Genomic DNA, 20724 nt, shown 5'->3' with positions numbered 1-20724 from the left:
TCAAGTAAGGGCTTTCTTCAAAGAATCGTACGGAAACCCATTTATAATTGCCCTCCATTTTGTGTATTATAGAGAGTAATAGATTTTGACAGCTAATTTGTGAGAAAGGTTGATCCCATTGGACACGACGAAACCGGCTTCTGCATCATCCTCCAATTACATCAAAAACATCGTGATCGAAGATTTGAACACGGGTAAAGTTGACACCATCGTCACCCGCTTTCCGCCGGAGCCGAACGGCTACCTGCATATCGGGCACGCGAAATCAATCTGTCTGAACTTCGAGCTTGCCGACGAATTCGGCGGACGTACGCATCTGCGGTTTGACGATACGAACCCGGCGAAGGAAGACGAGGAATTTGTACGCTCGATTCAGGAAGACATCAAGTGGCTCGGCTTCGAGTGGGAGCAGCTGTATTTCGCTTCGAACTTTTTCGATGAAATGTACGAACGCGCCGTACGCTTGATCCGCAAGGGCAAAGCGTACGTCTGCGATCTGACGGCGGAGCAAATCCGCGAAACGCGGGGTACCTTGACCGAGCCCGGCCAAGACAGCCCGTACCGCAACCGCAGCGTGGAGGAAAATCTCGACCTGTTCGAGCGGATGCGCAAAGGCGAGTATGCCAACGGCGAGAAGGTGCTGCGCGCCAAGATCGACATGGCCTCCCCGAACATCAACCTGCGGGACCCGGTGCTGTACCGGATTTCCCATACGCATCACCATAACACCGGGGACAAGTGGTGCATTTACCCGATGTACGACTACGCTCATCCGCTGGAGGACGCGATCGAAGGCATCACGCATTCCATCTGTACGATGGAGTTCGCCGATCACCGTCCGCTGTACGATTGGGTCGTGCAGGAGTGCGAGATGGAGAACGTGCCGCGGCAGTACGAATTCAACCGCCTCAGCCTGACCAATACGGTGATGAGCAAGCGGAAGCTGAAGCTGCTCGTGGACGAGAACGTCGTCGACGGCTGGGACGATCCACGGATGCCTACGATCTCCGGTCTGCGCCGCAAGGGTTATACTCCCGAAGCGATCCGCACGTTCTGCCGTGAAGTCGGCGTGGTGAAGACGAACAACAGCATCGTCGACGAGAAGATGCTGGAGCATTTCATCCGCGAGGACCTCAAATTGAAGGCGCCGCGCACGATGGCCGTGCTGCAGCCGCTGAAGGTGGTCATCACGAACTATCCGGAAGGGCAAGTGGAGATGCTGGACGCGGAGAACAATCCCGAGAACGAAGCGATGGGACATCGTCAAATCCCGTTCTCGCGGGAAATTTATATCGAACGGGACGACTTTATGGAGGAGCCGGTCAAAGGCTACTTCCGCCTGTTCCCCGGCAATGAAGTGCGTCTGAAGCACGCCTACTTCATCAAATGCGAGAACGTGATCAAGGACGCGGACGGCAACGTCACGGAGCTGCACTGCACGTACGATCCCGAAACGAAGAGCGGCAGCGGATTTACCGGCCGCAAGGTCAAAGGGACGATTCACTGGGTGGAAGCGACGCAAGCCGTCCCGGCGGAATTCCGCCTGTACGAGCCGCTCATCCTCGACGAGCAAGCGGAAGAAGGCGAGTCGTTCCTCGACAATATTAATCCGAAGTCGCTCGAAGCGGTGCAAGGCTTCGTCGAGAACAATATGCGGGATACGAAGCCTCAGGACAAGTTCCAGTTTTTCCGCCACGGCTACTTCAACGTCGATCCGAAGCATTCGACGGAGGGCCGCCCGGTGTTCAACCGGATCGTGTCGCTGAAGAGCTCGTTCGACCCGAAAAAATAACGCAAGCTCAAAGAAGCCTTTTCGCCGGATGGATCATCCGCTGCGAAAGGCTTCTTTTTCTCTCCACCCAAGGCGCCACGTTAGGACCGGGGAGCGTACAGCATGACGGCGACCCCGGCCAAGCATAGGCTCATCCCGAGCCAGTCGTAGAGGTCCGGGGTTTTCTTATCGATGCCCCAGCCCCACAGAACCGACAAGACGACGAAGACGCCGCCATAAGCCGCATACACCCGCCCGAAGCTCGGAAAGCTTTGCAGTGTCGGAATAACCCCGTACACGACAAGAATAAGCGCGCCGACGATGCCGTAGCCCATCGGCCTTCCTTCCCGGAGCCATAACCAGACAAGGTACCCTCCGCCGATCTCGGCCAGCCCCGCGAGAATAAATAAGATGACGGCCTGCACCATCGCAGCCTTCCTTTCCCCGTTCATTTTCCGGCAAAGGTTCTTTCTCCATTCTAACCGTCGCATCCCCTCTATGTACACCGATCCCCCCATGCCAAGCATAAAAAAAAGATCCCGTCAAAACGCGGGATCTTCAAGGGGCCACGCTATTAGGCCCACCAGGAACGAAGAACGATCACAAGCAGAATGAAGAGAACGAGAATGACACCTGTGCTAGTAAACCCGCCAAAGCCGCCAGTTCCGCAGCCGCCGCAACCTCCAAAGCCACCAAAACCCATTGTTCGGTCCCTCCTTTCGTTTACATGTTATATCCTATGGCCTTGCCCTTTGGCATGTTTGGACTATGTGACAAAATGTGTGCTTTTCCCAATCCAATTTATTCGTACCGTCAGGTCAATCGACTTGGGAAGTAATGCGACTATTCCGCAAGGGCGCAATTAGACCGAAGCGTCCGGCTCCAAATAAAAGGCGACTCCCCCCTCTTCGTTCGCGGCCCGGGCCGTATAGCCGTGGTTGGCGGCAATTTGCCTGACGATGGCCAGACCTAAGCCGAACTGCCCGTCTCCTCCGGTCCGGAACGGCTCGAACAAGCTTTGCGCCGTTTCCTCATCGAGCGGCGGCCCGTCGTTCCATAAACGGACGACGGGAGCCTCTCCGGTTCCTGGCTTGACTTCAAGCCGGATACCGGTTTGCGCATACCGCAGCTGGTTGTCGGTCAGATTCTCCAGCGCAACGCTCCACTGCTCCCGGTCGCCGGTGAGCATGACCGCTTCCGGGGCATTTACCTCCCAAGCAATGTCTGCGCGTCGGCAGCGCAGCCTCTCCACAGTATCGTCCAGCAGCGCTTTCAGATCGAAGGGCTGATGCGGCTTCTCCCTGGACGTAAAGTAATTCAGCTTGTTCAAATAAAGCAGGTCGCGGATTCGTTTCTCCAGCCGCTCCGATTCCTTCATAATGACGTCCACGCTGCCTGCCAGCGTTTTTCGCGGAAACACGCCGTCCATAATGGACTGGGCATAGCTGCGGATCACCATGACGGGCGTCTTGAGCTCATGCGAGATGTTTTGAAGGAAAAACTGCTGCGCCTTATCTTGTCTCACAAGCTGCTGTCGCATCGTCTCGATGGCCGAGCCCAATCGGCCGATTTCGTCCTTGCGTCCGGTTTCCAAGGGCTCGTGCCAATCACGCTTGGCCAGCCGGCCGACATGCCGCTCCATCTGCACGAGCGGACGCGTCAAATATTTGGCCAGCCCCAGACACGGGAGCCAGCTAAGGACGATCAGCGCCACCATCAGCAGCGCCAGCCGGCCGAACATCGTCATGACCAGATCGTTGCGGTAATTACCCGAGGCGTACGACACCATGAAGCCGGGGCTGCCTTCGACCTGCTCCTTACGAATCACGTAAAATACCGGCTTATCCCCGACATAGCGGGCATACTTCTGGACCGGCTCCTGCTGCACCAGCGCATCCTGCTCGACCAGCCGGACGAGAGGATCGGCCGGATTCACCGTGGCAGTTGCCGCAATCGAGCCCGATGCCGCACCCGGATTCATGATCATCATATGCTTTACGGCCGGACCTTCAGGCGCTTGCACAAGAATGCTTGTCCGCGCCACTTCAGATAAAGCCGTCTCTGCCTGGGATGTGGGCTTGGAAGCGATGCGCACCCTCATCTCGCTCGTTTCACGATCCGGGATGCGCATGACATCCAGCGATAGAACCGGAGGCACGGCGTTTGTCGCTAACAGAGGCCCTGCTACGGTTGCGACGGCCGGTTCGATTCGGACGGCCTGCTGCGAATCAAGCAAAATATCGTATAGCTGCTCCGTAAAAAAGCCTTTCAGCAGCCACGGCAGCAAGACGGCAAGCAGGGCGAAGCTGCTGATCGTTAAGGCCGTAAAAATGCCCCATAATTTGACGGAAAGCGGCCAATGCCTCATGATTTCACCATCCTATACCCGAATCCGTATACCGTCTCCAGCCGCAGCTGCGGCAGCTTGCGCCTCAGCCGCCGGACCAGATCGTCGACCACGCGGTCGGAGCCGTAATAATCGTCGCCCCATACGCCCGTCAGCACCTGTTCCCGTTCGAGCACCTGCCCGGCATGCCGGGCAAAGTAAAGCAGCAAATCGAACTCTTTGGAAGTAAGCTCTATCGGCTGCCCGTCCTCCGCCGTCACCGCCCTCGCTCCTTCATCGACCATATAAGGCGGTATGGACAGCCGGGCGCGGCTCCCGGCTCCCGCGGGTTCTTCTCGTCCTCTGTCCCCGTATGCGCGCTCAAGCAGCCTGCGCGTACGGATGACCAGCTCCCGCGGCAAAAAGGGCTTGGCCATATAATCGTCGCTCCCCAGCTCCAGCCCGACCACCCGGTCGATATCCGCGTCCCGCGCCGAGATGAAGATGGCCGGCAGCCGCGGCTGATCCGCCTTGATCTCGCGAAGCAGTTGGTACCCGTCGATGCCGGGCAGCATAATGTCAAGGATCCACAGGTCCGGCCGCTCCGCTATAGCCTGACGCGCCTCTGCGCCATCCAGAAACGAACACACCTGCCAACCCTCGCTTTCCAAGTAAGCGGTCAGTACCCCGTTCAGATGCTCTTCATCCTCCACCAAAAAAATACGGTACATCTGCCTTCCTCCTGTATGTTCCCCGTAATGATCCTGCCAATGGAAAAAAGGGCGCTTGTCTGCCGCCTGAGGAGGCCGGAGAGAACGCCCTTATGTCATCGGATTACTTGCTTTCCATCTTTTGCAGTTCCGCTTTGAGCTTCGCGGCCATCGTCTTGAGTTCGGCCGTTTCCTTGCGGTAATCGTCGAGCAGCTGCGGCAGCAGCCCGCGGATCGCTTCCCCGTTGCCGGCTTCCGCCGCTTCGGCCAGCGCCTCCTGACGCTTCATCTCTTCGGACGGCTCCGCTTTCATTATATCATCCGCAAGCGCGGCGCCAATCATTTTCTGACCGTCCGCCGCAGCGCCATCTGTCAAAATTTCAACGCGAAGCGGCTGCGATGAGAAGTTCTCCTTGTTCACGCCGTCCAGAACGCGGATTTTTACCCGCCCCTCTTTTCCAACCGCATCCTTGCTCAAGCCCGCCTCGTCTTTCGCATCCGAATCGGCCTTATCCTTGCGGGCAACGGTAAGCATGGCCGGCGGCTTCGGCATATCCTTCTCCACCTCTTGACGCTCCGTCAGGACCTGGTTCCAGGCTTCCACGCTTTCCGGCGCATATGTCTTCGCCAGCAGCTTCAGATAAGCCCGCTCATGCGCGGGCTGCTGCAGCATACCGCTCAAGCGATGTACGCTTATCATTTTCGCGCCTTCTACCTTCTGTGCAGGAACAGCTGCCGTACGATCCTTCGCCGTCTCGGCCGCCGCCGAACCGACCGCTCCGAAAGCCGTTGCCAGCAGCAACGTGCCAATCGTACCGAACTTTACTATGGTTTTCATGTTCATACACTCCTTAGTTCTCTCCGGATTGTCGGGGCTTTCCGCTTGTCTCCCCGCATCCTTAAAGTAGCAAGGTAATACGGACACAATGTCGCAGCATTATGGGAAATTGTGTGATCTAAATCATAGGCGGCCGGGCGCGGCTGGTATACCCTTGGTACAATGGGACCGCTTCACCTCTGGATACAAACCCATATTACGACAAAGGTGGAAGGTGCTATGAAATCCGCCAACCGGGGCAAGCTGCCCGTTTTGGACTCCTTGACGATGTTTTTTATCATATCGAATTTAATGCTCATTTTTCTGGCCGATCTGGCCGTGGATAAGGTGTCAGGCTTGCTCGACGCTCTGGGCTACGGAATGCCGGACGTGTCGCTGCTGCTCAGGTGGGGGCTGTTTCTGCTGAATTCGGTTGTGTTCTACTTCATTCTCAGCCGTTACAACGCCCGGCTGCTGCGGGAGGCGAACCGGCGGAGACGCTCGGAGAAGCATTTGCAGCTGTATGCGCGGGTGTTCCAAGCGGCACAGGAAGGCATTGTGATCACGGATGCCAAGAATCGGATCATGGATGTGAACCAGGCCTTCACCCGCATGACCGGGTACAAAGCAAGCGAGATCACCAAAGCAACGCCGCGAATCCTCCGATCGGGCAAGCAGGACAAGGCGTTCTACGACGACATGTGGGCCTCGATCCACCAGCAAGGAAGCTGGCAAGGCGAAATTTGGAACCGGCGGAAAGACGGCAGCGTGTTCCCCGAATGGCTCATCATTAATGCCGTCAAGGACGAGACGGGCAGGATAGCCAATTATGTAGGCATTTTCTCGGATATATCCGAGCGCAAAAAAGCCGAGCAAACGCTGCGGATGCATGCCAGCGTGTTCGAATCGTCTCACGAAGGAATCATGATCACCAATATGGAAGGCACAATCTTGGCGGTCAATCCCGCATTCACTGCGGTGACCGGCTACACAGCCAAGGATGCGATCGGCAACAAGCCCAGTATGCTGCAATCGGGGCGCCAGGATCGGGCGTTTTACTTAAGGATGTGGGCCTCCATCCGGGAGACTGGCGGGTGGCAAGGTGAAATTTGGAACAAGCGCAAAACGGGCGAAATTTATCCGGAATGGCTGACGATCAAAGCGGTCAAAGACGACGAGGGGAATATCCGCACCTATGTCGGCATTTTTTCGGACATTACGGAACGTATTCAGGCGGAAGAGAACCTCCGTTATTTGGCCCATTACGACATGCTGACAGGGCTGCCGAACCGCCGTCATTTCCAGAACAAGCTGAACGCGGCGCTGCTGGATGCGAAGCAAAGCGGCACGATGGTCGGGCTGCTCTTCATCGACCTCGACCGGTTCAAGATCATTAACGATTCGCTCGGCCATGAAATCGGAGACCGGCTGCTTGTGCAAGCGGGAAACCGGCTGCGCCGCTGCACCCGGGAGCCTCAGATCGTATCCCGGCTGGGAGGCGACGAATTCACGGTGATTTTGCCCGGGCTGCTGGACCCGAAGGAGGCGACCGACGTCGCGGATACCGTGCTGAAGGAGCTGGCGCGGAAGTTCCATGTGGACCCGCACGAATTGTACATCACCGGCAGCGTCGGCATCAGCTTGTACCCGAGAGACGGAAGCGACTTGGAAACGCTTGTAAAACATGCCGACTCCGCCATGTACGCGGCCAAGGAACAACGCAATGGCTACCGTTTGTTCGCCCCCCATTGGACCGAGACGCTGCCCCGCCGGCTGGTGCTGGAGAACGGACTTCGCGCCACCGCGCTGGACGGCGAGCTGGAAGTGTTCTACCAGCCGCAGATGGACTGCCGTTCGGGCCGCCTCGTCGGGCTGGAGGCGTTGACGCGATGGAACCATCCGGTGCTGGGCCTGATCAGCCCGCAGGAGTTTATCCCGGTGGCCGAAGAAATCGGCATGATTGCGGATATGGACGAATGGGTGCTGGAGAATGTATGCCTGCAGCACGTCCGGTGGGAAGAGGCGCTGGGCTATCCGGTCAAGGTGGCCGTCAATTTATCCGCACGGCAGCTGCACCGGCCTCATTTGCCCGAACGCATCCGGCAGATCCTGCAGCGGCACGAGGTCGATCCTTCCCAATTGGAGATTGAAATTACGGAAAGCGCCGCCCTGACGAAGGCCGAGGCAACGACCCGGCTGCTCAAGGAGCTGCGCCGGATTGGCGTCGGGACAGCCATCGACGATTTCGGCACCGGTCATTCCGCGCTCGCTTACCTGAAAAAGTTTGATTTCAGCGTGCTCAAAATCGACAAGACGTTCATCCGCGGGCTGGACCATGATCCTGTCAACCGCGCTTTGGTCCAAGCAATCGTCGGCATGGCCCATGCGCTCGGACTCAAGACGGTCGCCGAAGGCGTGGAGACGGAGGCGGAGCTGGCGCGGCTGAAGCAGATCGGCTGCGATACCGTGCAGGGCTATTTGCTCAGCCAGCCTTTGCCCGCCTGCGAGATGGAGGAGTTCATGGCCTCGATCCGGCACAGGGACCAGGACGCTGCGGAAGCTTGACTCAGTACAGCACCCTCCACAAATAAAAGGTCGCATACGCTTCAAAGCCGCTCCACCCGGCCGCAAGCCGCTGCAGCTCGGCCGGCGTCGGCTTGCTGTCCATGCCGAACAGATGCTTGACCGCATTCTGCAGCCCGACGTCTCCGGCGGGAAAAGCCGACGGCAGCCGGAGACAGCGCATCATCACGTAATGGGCTGTCCATGGCCCGATACCGCGGATGGCGGTCAGCTCGCGTTCGACCGCTTGCGCATCGGCCAAGCTGAGCAGACGCTCCTTGGTCAGTCGGCCGTCCGCCATGCGAGCCGCCGTTTCGAGCACATACTCGGCCTTTTTGGATGTGAGCTGGAGCGGCGTGAGGTCGGCCACCGCCAGTCCGGCAATCGCTTCAGGCGTCGGAAACATCCAATAGGTCCGGCCGTCCCAAGCCATGGAAGCGCCGTACGACTCGACGAACCGGCGCTTGAGCGTATAGGCGAACGCCAGATTGATCTGCTGCCCGAGAATGGCCCAGCACAGCGCCTCGAACAAATCCGGAATGCCGATGCACCGTAGCCCGTAAAACCGTTGCGTTAACGGCCCTAATAGCAAGTCGCTCTCGGCCAGCCGGTAAAACGCGTCGAGATCCGTCCCCAGGTCGAACCATTCCCACACATAGCGGGCCGCCGCCAGACGAGCCTGCGGATTTCCATGCGCCGCTTCGTCAAGAAACCGCAGACGCACGGTACGATCCTCCGAACCGCCGGAGATTTCGACGAGCACCCGCTCACTTCCCGCTTCGATCCATTTGTACACGCGGTCTTGGTCTTGATCGACGTAAAACAGGCATTCGTTCTCCGATCTCGCCATGTAGGCGAGAGCCGCGGAAAACCGGAATGGCCCCCGCGGAATAAGCTCCCCTTCGTATCCGCCGTCCTTCCATCCTTCTTGAAATGCAAGCTCGGCCCCAAGCTGTGCTTCGTTCATCATCCATTCTCTCCTTTGTCCAACCAACGTGCGCTATTTTTCTTCATGATACCTTTTTACCATACTCCGGTCTTCTCCGCTTTTGAAATCTTGCGCTCTCACTCGTCCCCCCTTACATCGCAGGACCTGCCGGGGTATACTGAGCTCGTGAGGTGATCGCTATGACTGACCTTTATAAACAGCCGGCGGACCGCGAACGAACGGAGCCGGCGTTAACCGACGATATCTGGAACGCCATCATTTCCAACGATGCCGGGCTCGATGGCCGATTGATTTACGCCGTGAAGACCACGGGAATCTTTTGCCGGCCCTCCTGCAAATCGAAGCCCCCGAAGAGGGAGCACGTGCGGATATTCCGCGGCGCAGCCGACGCAGCCGCTCAAGGCTTCCGCCCCTGCAAGCGATGCCGTCCCGACGGTAAGGGAATGCCGGACGAAGAATGGATCCGGCACACCGCCAAGTGGATCGAGGCGCACTATGCGGAGCCGCTGACCCTCGCCGTGCTGGCGGAAGCGCAGCATGCCAGCCCTTACCATCTGCACCGCACGTTCAAGCGGCTGACCGGGGTCACGCCTGCGGAATATATCGCAGCTACCCGCGTGGAGGCGGCCAAGCTGCGTCTGAAGGAGACCGGCGAGACGGTGACCGAAGTGGCGCTTCGCACAGGCTTTCCGAACGCCGCCTATTTCTCGACCGTTTTTCATAAACGAACCGGGCTCTCACCGAGCGCCTACCGGCAGGCGCAGGAAGCCTCGGGCTCCTATCCGTCGAAGAAGAGAACAGAGGAGGGATGCTCATGTTAGATACAGCCGCCGTTTCCAACGCAAGGAACGCTTCACCGACTTCGCACGGTTCCGTGGAGGGCACGCATACGCCGTACGTTTATTGGACCACCTATCGGGACGGGGATTGGATGCTGAACATCGCGGCGACGGACCAGGGACTTTGCCGCGTTCGCTTCCCGAACGAGAAGCCCGGGGCGCTGGCCGCTTGGGCGAGCATTCACTGGCCCGGGGCAGCGCTTGTGGAAAGCGCGGAGGCGCTTCGCCCCTATATGGAGCCGCTCGCCGCTTATTTCCGCGGGGACTGCACCCCGTTCGACATGCCGCTCGACGTGCGGGGTACCCCGTTTCAGCTCGAGGTCTGGGAAGCGCTCCGACTCATTCCGTACGGAAGCACCTGGACGTATGCGGAGCTGGCCGCGGTGTTGGGAAGGCCGCTGGCGGCCCGGCCCGTCGGTGCCGCCGTCGGCGCCAATCCGCTGCCGATCGTGCTGCCCTGCCACCGGGTGATCGGCAAGGACGGCTCCTTGACCGGCTACCTCGGCGGCCTGGAGGCCAAAACGCGGCTGCTGCGCCTGGAAGGCTTCCCGCTCCGGGAAGAGCGCGGCTTGCTGAAGCGATAGGCTTCGAGGAAATACCCGCAAGTATAAAACCCCCGTCAGCGACGGGGGGGAAACCAAACTCAGTTGGCAATTATATTAACGTTTTAAATACGTCTTCTTTTGCTTTGTCAGAGAACTTAATCTGAGTAAAAGCGACGGTCTCTAGGGGCTCGTCGTCGTCTGAACTTACGATCTTTAAAGTGCTTCCCGTTTCGTTATCGAACCAAAAGGTATGTTAGTGCCATTGCATCGCTAACGACTAAGAGTTACTTTTTTGATCTTATCAATTAACTCGTTGCTATTTAAATTTCCATATAATACCTCAACGATTTTACCCCGATCGTCAACTATATATGTAGTAGGTAAGCTTGTAACTTTGTATAACTTACTTACTTCGCCCAACCTATCTAATAATATAGGATAAGTAACATTATATGTTTTTTGAAAGTTAATAACACTTGCAAGGTTATCTTTGTTGGTGGAATTGATTGCAATTACAAATAGTTTGTCACCGTAGTTTTGATTATAGTGGTTTAATATCGCTGCCTCTTCTCTACAAGGTTTGCACCAAGATGCCCAAAAATTAACTAATGTATATCTGTCATTTGGGAAATTTTTAAATACTCTGCCATCTAAATCTTTTAAATTGAAGGTTGGTGCGTCACTTCCAATTTTAATATTAATATTTGTATCTCCATCCTTATTCATGAAATAGATTAGAATCAATATAATTGTGACGATACAAGTCAACAAACAATAAATTGAAATTATTGTAAAATTTGATCTATTATTCATTACTGTAATTTACAATCCTCTCCAAATAATCACCGAATGCTTCACTTTTTATTAAAAAATGAGCATTGCCGCTCTTTTTGGCTAGTTTGATTTCGAATATATCCTTATACCAATAACCTATCGACTGTTTTTCTCCATTCGAAAAAAAAACTTGTATTATATACTTTTCTGTAGGACCTTCAGATTTGATATTGGATTTATAATAGGTTGCTTGATTTAAAAAATTTATAAAACTTTGTTTGTCTGATTCATTAACTTGTATTGGACTGCGAGTGCCTAAAATTAGAATTTTCGTTACACTTTCTGAGCGGAGCTCTTTTCTAAAACTCTCCCATGCCATTTCTTCGGGGTTATACTGATTAAAAAACATTATGCAGATAGCAAATAACATGCTGCATATAATAGCAAGTAAAGTAATTATCCAGTTTTTGGTCAATAATTTGTACCTCCAATAACACTTTAGGTGAGTCAACAAAACTCGTGACCCACCTTTTTCTTAACAACTACTATTTTTTTGGAATATTAACCGTATTTTTTTCGAATGATGTATCTGTTTTTTTATCTGAAGGTTTTAATTCCGGCACAATTGCAGGAGTGATAAACTCGTCAGGAATTGCCGAAATGAATGCCTCAAAAGATGAATTTATAGTAATTCCTTTTTCATCTATATTGTCCCCTTTTAAATGATAGACTGGTTGAATAAACTCTTGAGTACTAGTCGGGGTTGAGTCTTCCCAATATGATAATTCAATTTTATTAATTTTCACCTTCTTAGAATCAGAGTGAATATTTACAGTCCCTTTAAGCTTTATTAAATCATCTATAACATTATCGATACTTTTTAATTTTATTGGATTTCCTTTCAAATCAGTTGGACGATTCAAAGAGAAGACAGTATCAATTTGTCCTTTATCACCAATTGAAACAATTATTCTTGAAATACCGTAAACCTTCATACCGTCTAATGAACGGTTAAAATAAACTTCTTTTCTAAGAATTTTTTTATCGTTTGGATTTTTAGCACTTGTAATAGTTTCATGAGCGACACTAGTAATAGTGAAATCATTTGGTAATAGATGATTTTTTTTAAGAAAATCGGTAGCAATTTCTTTCGCTTTCTCATCCGTAACGTCAATGGATATTGAATCATTTCTATTTTTATTGTGATAATGGAAAACTCCATTATTAAAAACTTCCAAGTATTGTTTCTCATCTTCAATCTTAGTGCCTAATTCATTTTTCGTACCAGATGCTTGAATATTAAATACTTCCTTTAGCTTCGCCACTTTGTTTTCACTTAATGAATCAGAAGTGTGCTTAAAATAAGAGGGCTCACTGTTTATTTTCCGGACCTTTTCCATCTCAGCTTTGTCTAATTCAACTTGAAACTCTTCGTGCGGAACTCCTCCTCCTACTTCAGGAAAATTAATTTTTGTTAATTTCTCGTTAGCACTATTTGCGCTATTAGAAAAAATAATTTTTTTACCATTATAAAGATAGAATGTTAAAAAAAATACCACGGCGGTTGTAATAAAGATAAAATGTTTTTTTGTCATAAGTTACCCTCCTAATTAATTTGATGGTTGAACAGTTAAAGACCAGTAATAATACTCGTCGCTACCACCGATTGGGGCTGGCTTTCTACTATAATTTTGTATGGTATCATCTTTTGAAATATCGGCAGCCAAAACACGAGCTATTACTGGATCAGCACTATGAATTTGATATGCCCTTGCGGCATTAAAAAATGCATCCTTTATCTTGGCATTTTGTCTCAATTGTGTTGAATAGTAAGTTCCTTCATCAGAGTACATATACATAACGTTACCAAAACCGGTAACCATATGTACTCCTTGCATAATAGTTGCCCATTTAGGGTTACTATCATTCAAAAAATTGCAGCTATAGGTTGACACCCACTTGGTTTTAGGAGAAACATTGTGACCCTCGTACCCCCACCAAATCTCATTAGAATCAGCATTCGCATTATCTTCTCGTTCACCTTCGTCGCCAGATGGATGAAAAAGCGACGAACTATTCATAGTGTAAAAGTGATTTGAATTGTAAGTAACACCATGCCCTCCCGGTCCATAGCCATGTCCGGTAAATACCATAAAATCAACAGAATCAACATTATCGTAACCAATTTTGTACATACCAGAATGGAGTAAATCTGTTTCCCATGAATTATTATCCCTATAAAGAAACTTTTTGTTTGCATACCAATAATTCAAAACTGGATCAAAAAAGCCATTGATGAATTTGTCTGTATAAACTGCACCAGAGTATCTATCCTCATGTGCACAATTGCCATATTTTTGATACCCGGCCGGATTGGTTGCCCCTAAATCAATGGTAGCCGCGTTAACACTACTGATTGACAGAACAGCGGCTAGAATTGATGAAATTAACAATTTTTTAGGAAACATATTCTTTCACCCTTTATGATTTATTGATAGAGAATTTCACAAGCATCATAATATGATCAACGATTATGTCTTGGTTCTAGACTTATACTGGAAAAATCTTTGGTTCTCAGAGAGAGCGTAAACGTAGATTATTTCAAAATACCTGTTGTTTTCACTGCAAAGTCGCTTGGAAAAAGGGGTTCCATTTTATTATTTCAGTTCTTATTTAACGCCCACCATCCTTTAACACCCTCCCTCTAATAAAATATTTTGTCGAGCCTCAGTAGTTTATCGGATTACACGGATATAATACCATATAATTACATTAAGTGTTAATAGTTACAATCTACTTATTTATTGGTTTTCGGAGAAGGACTGTGGTACTTAAAAATGAAAATCAAAATACATTTACTTTGTTAAAAATTGCCATGTTAAAAATCAAAATGGTCCCATAACAGAATATTTTGGCTAATTAAATCTGAAATACTATCGGACATATTCCTATTCGGAGATTTTAAACTTTTTTCAGAAAAGTTCTGCAGGCGGAGGTTCAAGAAGAGTATTACCAAATTTGCAGAATTATCGTAACCGTTCCTGATTATCGGTATTTTAACCGCTCGATTTTTGAGGTGTAAAAATGAGGGAGCAAGAGGGAACTATTAATGTAAGAAAACAGGCGGGGATAAGCTCCCCGCCTTCAACATCCGAACTTTATGTGACTAGTCTCTAAGCCTGTTGGTTTGAAATCGTAGATCACCATACTTAACGCGCTCTGCGAGGATGGCGATGATGTGCTTCGTTTAACGGCTCCTCCATCATAACGAAGCTTCCGCCCGATCCTCCTTCGCCGACCTGGCTTCACGCACGGCAAAGACGGCAACGAGCAAAAACGATAGCACCCCGTACAGCAGCACCATGAGCTGCAGCCCGATCAAATCCAGCAGCAGCCCCGTGCTCAGCAGAACGACCTGGAATACGACGCGGTCGAGCATGCTGCGGAACGAGAAGAAGCGGCCGTGATACGCTTTCGGAATTTGCTTCTGGAACAAGGTCGCCGCCGCCGGGAAAAATCCGCCCGCCGCCAAGCCGAACAGCCCGAACGAAAGCAAAGCGCACAGCTTCGAATCGGCAAAAAACAACAGACACTGCGCCGCCGCCACAATCGCCGCAAACAGGAACAGGCGGTTCATCAAGCCGCCGCGGTCGGCCATCCACTTGACCAGAAAGCCGGCCAGAATGAAGCTGACCCCTTCCACGGCATAGAGCAGCCCTTTCACCTGCGCATCGTGCTGCAGCTCGCTGATGTTGATGACCATCAGGTTGAAGCCGCCGATGAACAGCGTCGGCACCAGCGTCAGCCAGAGCACCGTCAGCACGGTCGGCTCCGAACGCAGCAGCGGCAGAAGCGCCTTGAAGCCGCTTTGCTCCGCAGGCGGCGCCTGTTCTGCCGGATCGCTGCCGCGCCGGCCGCTTTCGGCCTGCTCCGGCTCCCCGCCCGGTACGGCCGCCGCCCCTTTGTCAGCCTCTTTCGCCCGCCGCAAGCCGGGCTCGGGCACGTTCAGGAAGGCGGTAGACGCAAGCAGCGCCACATAAGCGACGAAGGAGGCGACATACAAGCCTTTCAGACTCATCACGGTCAGCATCAGCCCGGCCAAGGTCGTCCCCAGAATACGTGCGATCGTACCCGCGTTCATATGTACGCCGTTTAAGGCGAGCAGCTCCCGCTCCTTCACGATCAGCGGTATGACGGACTGCAGCGCCGGGAAATAGAACGCCGCCGATATTTGCAGCGTTACGGCGAACAGCACCATCCACCAGATGGAATCGAAATACAGTGCAACAAACATAAAGCTGACACTGACAAGGCGTCCGGCGCCCGAGATCAGCAGTACCTTTTTCTTGGAGGTCGTGTCGATGACCCGTCCGGCCAGCGGACCGAACAGCACCCCGGCGAGCAGCCCGGCGAATAAAATAAGCGACTTCATGAAATCCGAAGGCACCTTCTGCTGCATAAACTCCAAGTTGGCAATAATCGACATCCACAAGCCAAGCCCGGCGATAAATTCCCCTGCCAGGACAATCCATACGTTCCGGTTCGTCCACATATACAGTTCTCCCTTAAATTTGAAGCTGTCTCTGGATTGTATACCGAACCGACCGAAAATGGAAGGCTCTTCCGGCAAAACCAAGCGCAAAGCCCATTCTCTCCGGTTTTCGAAAAGAATGGGCTTTGTATGGTCCTTGAATGGCATATTTAATCCAACGGACGCTTCGGATGCTTTTTCACCGATTGGTTGAGCTTTTTCCACCGGTCCTTCTCCGCCCGCTGCAAGCCCTTGTCTTCCTTGCGGGCTTGGAACGCCAGCTCCTTCTGCAGCTTCACGTAGTTATGATACCGTCCCCGGTCGAGCGTGCCGTTCTCCAGCGCTTCCTTGACGGCGCAGCCGGGCTCCTCCCGGTGCGTACAGTTGCCGAACCGGCAGCCCGCGGCCAGCAGCTCCACGTCGCGGAAGGCGGCGTCCAGGCCGGATTCCGCCTCCCACAGCTGCAATTCCCGCATTCCGGGCGTATCGATCAGCAGCGCGCCCCCGGGCAGCAGCACAAGCTCGCGGTGGGTCGTCGTATGCCGGCCGCGTCCGTCTCCCTCGCGGATCTCCCCGGTGTCCAAGATGGCCTCGCCGTAGAGCATATTGGCCAGCGTGGATTTCCCGGCTCCCGAGGACCCGAGGAGCGCCAACGTCCGACCCGGCTTCAAATAGGCGGCCAGCGCATCCAAGCCTTCGCCGCGCGCGGAGCTGATCGCATGCACCGGCACGCCCGGCGCCACGGCCTCCACAGCGGCTATTTTACCTGGTACGTCCTCGCACAGATCCGCTTTGCTGAGCAGCACGACGGGCGCCGCCCCGCTCTCGTAGGACAAGGTCAAGTAACGCTCCAGCCGCCGCACGTTAAAATCCGCATTCAGCGCATGCACCAAAAACACCGTGTCGACATTGGACGCGACGATCTGCTCCTCGACGGCCGACCCGGCTGCTTTGCGCGAAAACTTGCTCTCCCTCGGGAGCACCGTGTGCACGATCGCGCGCCCGTCCTCCGCTCGCGGCTGCAGCGCCACCCAATCGCCGACGGCGGGATAATCGGCCCGGCCGGTCGCTTGATGCCTAAGCCGCCCCGATACTTCGGCCAGCAGCTCTCCGCCAGCCGTCACCGCGCGGTAAACATGCTTATGCTCCAAAATGATGCGCCCGGGCTCGTGTCCGGCCTCACGGTAAGGGGCGAACGCCTCCTCCCGCCGGTCGTCCCAGCCCCAATCGCGCAGATGGTATACGGTCAATTGTTTTCCTCCCATTCTTCAAGCCGATAAAACTGTTGTACCATTTATTGTAATGTACCGGAACGGCCGCATCAAAGTAAAAAAAGACTTCTAATCATCTTTTACCGAACTAGCCGTCACGGGAGTTTGTAACCAGATTGTAACTTTCTTGCCAGTCATTCGTCCTATAATCAAAGCATCAAATCATTACAACCCAGGAGGGACTTTTATGAAAACACCGTTCAAACTATTGACTCTCAGCATCGCAGGAGCTTGCCTATTGACCGCAGGCATCCCTGGTTCCCGGGTAAGTGCCGAGCCTTCCTCCGCGAACGCTCCCGTTCAAGCCGTGCCGATCTCCGCTCCCGTTCAGCAAGGTGCCGTCAAAGTATCGGCCAAGGCCGTACAAGAGAAGACCGATCTGTACTCCGCGGATCTGAGCATCCCGGTCATCGAAGGGCTCAAAGATAAAAAATACCAAGACGAGCTGAACGATATTCTGGAGCGTGATGCGATGAAAGACTTGGAGCTGCTGAAGAAGCAAGCGGAAAATGACGCGGCCGAAGCCAAAAAAGCGGGCTACGAATTCAGACCGTACGAGGTCGCCGTCAAGTACGAAGTGAAAGCCGGAGGCGGCGCGGCCGATGCGGACATGTTCTCCATCGCAGTAACGACTTACGTGTATACGGGAGGAGCCCACGGTTTGCCGCGCACCGATACATACAACGTGCTGAATCAAGAAGCCGCGAAGCGGATCGAGCTGAAAGACCTGTTCGGCGTGGACTACAAGCAGACGATCGATAAGCACATCAAGGACGAGATCGCCAAGCATCCGGACGATTATTTCAAAGACGGCTTCGAAGGCATCGCCGATGCGCAGTCGTTCTATATTCATCAGGGCAGCGCCGTCATCGTCTTCGGGTCGTACGAGATCGCGCCTTACGCCGCAGGCATGCCGGAATTCACCATCCCGCTGCCGAAGCAAGTGCAGACACCGGGCACCGAAGCGGGCGACCTGCCGCAGAAGCTTGTCGTGAACGGTACCGAGCTGTCCACCGTCGATGCAGCCGTCTACGCCGACGCCAAAGGCACCGTGACCGTGCCTTTGCGGAGCGTCGCCGAAGCCCTCGGCTACGAGCTGAAATGGAACGCCGAGCAGCAAGCCGTGGAGCTGCAAAAGGGAGCCCAGTGGACGATCGTGCGGACGGGCAAGGATGAGTACGTCATCAACAAAATGGCTCCGGTCTCTCTGGGTACCGCCCCGGCGATCAACAGCGAAGGGAAAATGTACGTGCCGCTGACCTTTTTCTCGGACATCCTGAAAGCGGACGTAAAGTCCGAAGCCGGGACGATCACGATCCGTTAGTTCCGTGCTCAAATAGACCAATAGAGGTTACGAAGGGGTGGGGTATCTACTTCCGGTCGCTGCCCCACCCCGCAAAGTGAAGTTGAATCAGGGAAGCTAAGTCCGAGTACTTTGCGGGGACCCCGGGTTCGCGGGAAATTTTGATTAAAGCCGCTTAGCAGCGGGTATTTCCCGCAGACAAAGGCGAGCGCTATCGCTCCTCCAGTAGATACCCCACCTCCGTATGTATCTCTATTTTTGTAAAACCCACTTTCTCAACAAGTTCAAAGAGCGCTTAACGGCGCTTTTTTGCTTTGCATAAAAAACAAACGTTATAAAGCAACTTACCGCTTCTATAAAAAAGGATTCGGCTGCCCGTACGGAGAATTAGGCATGAACACCAACCGACATCCAATCGGGAACAAAGGACGGCTGCATTTTATGAAACTCGACCGGCTGCTGGCCATCACCATGCTGCTGCTTAACCGCAAACGGGTAAGCGCCAAGGAATTGTCCGAGCGCTTCGAAGTGTCGCTGCGGACGGTGTACCGGGATATCGAAGCGATCAACCAAGCGGGGATTCCGATCGTTTCTTACGCCGGTCAGACCGGCGGCTACGAGATTACGGACCGCTACCGGCTGGACCGTCAGCTCCTGTCCTTCGACGAGCTCCAGTCGCTCATCGTCGCGCTGCGCGGCATGCAGACCACCTTGGACGACCGGCATTTCGGGAGTCTGCTGGACAAAGTCGGCGCGCTTCTGGCGAAATCCGAGCAAGGAAGCGTGACGGACGCCTCCAAGCAGATCATTATCGATATGAATCCCTGGAGGAACGGAACCGCCGACAAAGAAAAGCTGGAAACGCTGAGGCAATCGATCCGGGAAAACCGGCTTGCCGCCTTTGAGTATACGAACGGAAAAGGGGAGCAGGCCGAGCGTCTGTGCGAACCGATGAGCGTGGTGCTTAAAGGCTACGTGTGGTACATGTACGGCTATTGCCGGTTGCGGGAAGATTTTCGGATATTCCGGCTGTCCCGGATGCGGAATTTACAGTCTAGAACAGAGACGTTCGAACCTCGCCAGCTGCCGACAGAAGCATTGGATAGCCGTTGGATGCGGCGCGATTCTCCCCATTCCGTGAACCTCGTGCTGCAATTCACCTCGAAGGTCCGGGTGCCGGTGGAGGATTATTATAAGCCCGAGCAAATCGAGTACGGTCCGGACGGGGCGCTCATCGTTCGCGCTTCCCATCCGGACGCGCCCTGGACGTACGCTCATCTGCTGTCTTACGGCGCCGATGTGAAGGTGCTGGAGCCGGAAGCCGTTGCCAGCCGGGTACGGGAAGAGGCGCTCGCCATCGCGCGGCTCTACGAGCAACCCTGACATACAGTTGTCAGGGAATCCATGCTATGGTATAGGGGTAAGCTAAATTGCGAAATACAGGGAGGAATTCGAGATGTTTGTAAAAACAGCCGATTTTATAGCCGAATGGCAGCAAGAAGCTGCCGCTACCCAGAGAGTCATGGATACCTTGACCGACGAAGCCCTGGATCAGGCGGTTACTCCGGACCATAGGACACTTGGGCAGCTTGCCTGGCATCTAACGACGACCGTGCATGAGATGCTGTCTCGGACCGGTCTGGAATTCGCATCGGCCGGAGACGACCAGCATGCGCCGGCCTCGGCAGCCGTGATTGCGGAAGCTTACCGGAACGCCTCTCAAGCGGCGTTGAATGCCGTCCAAACCCAGTGGACGGACGCCAAGCTGGCGGAAACGACGGAAATGTACGGGGACACGTGGCCGAATGGCCTGACCTTGCGAATTTTAATCCAGCATCAGATTCATCACCGGGGCCAAATGACTGTCCTGATGCGCCAAGCCGGGCTGAGGGTTCCGGACATTTACGGCCCGACGCGGGAAGATTGGCTGGAGAGCGGCATGCAGCCGCTTATCTGACGAAGCTAATGCTGTGACGCCGAGCGTTTTCACCCGACCGAAAACAGTCAGACTGAGCCTAAGAAGTAAGACATGAATATGTGGCGTATGCAGTGGATACGTGATATCATAGGTAGTATCAGTAACGATATTTACTCAGTTTGTCTCAGTTGAAATTTGGGAACACTAAAAAGAGCCGCTAGTGCGCCAACACTAAACGGCTCTTTGGATAAACGAAGCTGTGGTCTACCCCACGGCGCGCATAGTTAAAACCTAAGCGAAAAACCACCGGTCAGGGGCCAACCTAACGACGGTGGTTTTTTCGCTTGCTTAGCTTCCGTTTGATCAACTTGAGTAGCTTCCTACCGCTCAGCCATAAGCTAGAATAGT

The 20724-nt window shown here is 53.5% G+C and carries 19 protein-coding genes; 7 read left to right on the top strand and 12 right to left on the bottom strand.

All coding sequences use genetic code 11. The annotated features are described in order from the left end of the window. Window positions 1–118 precede the first annotated feature (118 nt). Window positions 119–1792 carry a glutamine--tRNA ligase/YqeY domain fusion protein gene (locus QJ48_RS17045; protein ID WP_054974750.1) on the top strand — a complete coding sequence of 558 codons (1674 nt, stop codon included), beginning with the start codon at window positions 119–121 and terminating at the stop codon, window positions 1790–1792. An 80-nt stretch (window positions 1793–1872) separates the two neighbouring features. Here the strand turns inward: QJ48_RS17045 and QJ48_RS17040 are convergent, their stop codons facing one another. The 5 genes from QJ48_RS17040 to QJ48_RS17025 all read right to left on the bottom strand — a co-directional run bounded on the left by QJ48_RS17040 (window position 1873) and on the right by QJ48_RS17025 (window position 5645). Further along, entirely contained in the window at window positions 1873–2199 is a 327-nt protein-coding gene (locus tag QJ48_RS17040; RefSeq protein ID WP_054974749.1) for a YnfA family protein, read from the bottom strand. Between the two features lie 146 nt (window positions 2200–2345). Continuing rightward, window positions 2346–2474 carry a sporulation protein YjcZ gene (locus tag QJ48_RS38105; protein WP_193394456.1) on the bottom strand — a complete coding sequence of 43 codons (129 nt, stop codon included), beginning with the start codon at window positions 2472–2474 and terminating at the stop codon, window positions 2346–2348. A gap of 159 nt (window positions 2475–2633) precedes the next feature. After that, entirely contained in the window at window positions 2634–4139 is a 1506-nt protein-coding gene (locus QJ48_RS17035) for a cell wall metabolism sensor histidine kinase WalK (RefSeq protein WP_054974748.1), read from the bottom strand. Further along, window positions 4136–4828 carry a response regulator transcription factor gene (locus tag QJ48_RS17030; protein WP_054974747.1) on the bottom strand — a complete coding sequence of 231 codons (693 nt, stop codon included), beginning with the start codon at window positions 4826–4828 and terminating at the stop codon, window positions 4136–4138. Before QJ48_RS17030 ends, QJ48_RS17035 begins: the two co-directional genes overlap by 4 nt. 103 nt (window positions 4829–4931) lie before the next feature. Then, the gene (locus tag QJ48_RS17025) at window positions 4932–5645 is read right to left on the bottom strand and encodes a hypothetical protein (RefSeq protein ID WP_054974746.1); all 714 of its coding nucleotides are present in this window, start codon (window positions 5643–5645) and stop codon (window positions 4932–4934) included. Between the two features lie 219 nt (window positions 5646–5864). Here QJ48_RS17025 and QJ48_RS17020 point away from each other — a divergent pair, with 219 nt between their 5' ends. Next, a complete protein-coding gene (locus QJ48_RS17020) occupies window positions 5865–8189 on the top strand; it encodes a bifunctional diguanylate cyclase/phosphodiesterase (RefSeq protein WP_054974745.1) in 2325 nt (774 codons plus the stop codon). A 1-nt stretch (window position 8190) separates the two neighbouring features. On the opposite strand, the gene QJ48_RS17015 is transcribed toward QJ48_RS17020, so the two are convergent. Further along, window positions 8191–9156: a DNA-3-methyladenine glycosylase gene (locus QJ48_RS17015; RefSeq protein WP_082420542.1), complete on the bottom strand. Its 966-nt coding sequence runs from the start codon at window positions 9154–9156 to the stop codon at window positions 8191–8193. Window positions 9157–9314: 158 nt separating this feature from the next. Here QJ48_RS17015 and QJ48_RS17010 point away from each other — a divergent pair, with 158 nt between their 5' ends. Then, entirely contained in the window at window positions 9315–9956 is a 642-nt protein-coding gene (locus QJ48_RS17010; RefSeq protein ID WP_054974744.1) for a bifunctional transcriptional activator/DNA repair enzyme AdaA, read from the top strand. Further along, window positions 9950–10558, top strand: a complete 609-nt coding sequence (locus tag QJ48_RS17005; RefSeq protein ID WP_082420541.1) for a methylated-DNA--[protein]-cysteine S-methyltransferase — start codon at window positions 9950–9952, stop codon at window positions 10556–10558. The genes QJ48_RS17010 and QJ48_RS17005 overlap by 7 nt, the downstream gene beginning before the upstream one ends. A 231-nt stretch (window positions 10559–10789) precedes the next feature. Here the strand turns inward: QJ48_RS17005 and QJ48_RS17000 are convergent, their stop codons facing one another. From QJ48_RS17000 to rsgA, 6 genes are all read right to left on the bottom strand, one after another. Further along, window positions 10790–11245 carry a TlpA disulfide reductase family protein gene (locus QJ48_RS17000; RefSeq protein ID WP_162238513.1) on the bottom strand — a complete coding sequence of 152 codons (456 nt, stop codon included), beginning with the start codon at window positions 11243–11245 and terminating at the stop codon, window positions 10790–10792. 79 nt (window positions 11246–11324) lie between these two features. Then, window positions 11325–11768: a hypothetical protein gene (locus QJ48_RS16995; protein ID WP_054974742.1), complete on the bottom strand. Its 444-nt coding sequence runs from the start codon at window positions 11766–11768 to the stop codon at window positions 11325–11327. Between the two features lie 70 nt (window positions 11769–11838). Beyond that, on the bottom strand, window positions 11839–12888 hold the full coding sequence (locus QJ48_RS16990) for a hypothetical protein (RefSeq protein WP_054974741.1): 1050 nt from the start codon (window positions 12886–12888) through the stop codon (window positions 11839–11841). 15 nt (window positions 12889–12903) lie between these two features. After that, the gene (locus tag QJ48_RS16985; protein ID WP_054974740.1) at window positions 12904–13761 is read right to left on the bottom strand and encodes a DUF6345 domain-containing protein; all 858 of its coding nucleotides are present in this window, start codon (window positions 13759–13761) and stop codon (window positions 12904–12906) included. A 794-nt stretch (window positions 13762–14555) separates the two neighbouring features. After that, the gene (locus QJ48_RS16980) at window positions 14556–15845 is read right to left on the bottom strand and encodes an MFS transporter (protein ID WP_054974758.1); all 1290 of its coding nucleotides are present in this window, start codon (window positions 15843–15845) and stop codon (window positions 14556–14558) included. Window positions 15846–15994: 149 nt separating this feature from the next. Next, window positions 15995–17074: a ribosome small subunit-dependent GTPase A gene (gene rsgA / locus QJ48_RS16975; RefSeq protein WP_082420540.1), complete on the bottom strand. Its 1080-nt coding sequence runs from the start codon at window positions 17072–17074 to the stop codon at window positions 15995–15997. A gap of 208 nt (window positions 17075–17282) precedes the next feature. Here rsgA and QJ48_RS16970 point away from each other — a divergent pair, with 208 nt between their 5' ends. The 3 genes from QJ48_RS16970 to QJ48_RS16960 all read left to right on the top strand — a co-directional run bounded on the left by QJ48_RS16970 (window position 17283) and on the right by QJ48_RS16960 (window position 20355). Then, window positions 17283–18419 (top strand): stalk domain-containing protein, encoded by a 1137-nt coding sequence (locus QJ48_RS16970; RefSeq protein ID WP_054974738.1) that lies wholly within the window; start codon window positions 17283–17285, stop codon window positions 18417–18419. A gap of 372 nt (window positions 18420–18791) precedes the next feature. After that, window positions 18792–19781, top strand: a complete 990-nt coding sequence (locus QJ48_RS16965) for a YafY family protein (RefSeq protein ID WP_054974737.1) — start codon at window positions 18792–18794, stop codon at window positions 19779–19781. A 73-nt stretch (window positions 19782–19854) separates the two neighbouring features. Continuing rightward, the gene (locus QJ48_RS16960; protein ID WP_054974736.1) at window positions 19855–20355 is read left to right on the top strand and encodes a DinB family protein; all 501 of its coding nucleotides are present in this window, start codon (window positions 19855–19857) and stop codon (window positions 20353–20355) included. Window positions 20356–20724: the final 369 nt, after the last annotated feature.

This window comes from Paenibacillus sp. A3 (genome assembly GCF_001399685.1).
GTDB lineage: Bacteria > Bacillota > Bacilli > Paenibacillales > NBRC-103111 > Paenibacillus_G.
The sequence above is the reverse complement of the archived record's forward strand: the minus strand, read 5'-3'. Positions and strand labels throughout refer to the sequence as shown.